This is a genomic window from Vibrio sp. 1978 (assembly GCF_033344345.1).
On the sequence record NZ_JAWPOP010000497.1, the window covers coordinates 1 to 682 of the forward strand.

Here is a 682-nt window from a genome sequence, read left to right on the forward strand (position 1 = left end):
GACTGGCACATCAACAACGATTGGTTTCGCTTGGCTGTCGTTTTGTAGCTCACAATCCACGCGGAAAAATGCGCCCAGAAACTCGGTAGCGGTAATGCGTACAGGCAGCGAGTTGCGGTAGTTTTCGACAAACTTGATGTTTTCGGGACGTACCGCCAAATCAAAGCGGTCACCACGTTGAACCTTACGATTGGTTAAACTTGGTGCTGGCAGTAGAGTCTCAGCAATACGCACCTGAGATTCGGTCACAACAGATGTCTCGATAAAATTCATGCTGCCGACAAACTCGGCCACAAAGCGCGTTGCCGGTTGTTGGTAGATTTCTTGAGGCGTGCCGACTTGCTCAATTACGCCATGGTTCATCACCACAATTCGATCTGCCATCGAAAGCGCTTCATCCTGATCGTGCGTAACCATAATGGTAGTGATGCCCAGCTTTCGTTGCAGCTTACAAATTTCATCACGTAAGTGAACACGTACTTTCGCATCCAACGCAGATAAAGGTTCATCAAGAAGAAGCAGTCCCGGAGATAAAGCAAGCGCTCGCGCTAACGCCACACGTTGTTGCTGACCGCCCGACAACTGGTTAGGAAACTTCTGCCCTGAGGTTGGTAAGCCTATCGTTTCGAGCCACTGCTCTACTTTCTCCAGCGCCTCTTTGGTTGACATACCTTGGTTTTTC

At 49.6% G+C, this 682-nt stretch carries 1 protein-coding gene; it reads right to left on the reverse strand.

Translation table 11 applies throughout. The features are described 5' to 3' along the window. The coding region (locus R8N49_RS27445) for an ATP-binding cassette domain-containing protein (RefSeq protein WP_318190494.1) at positions 1 to 682 on the reverse strand (682 nt) is incomplete at both ends.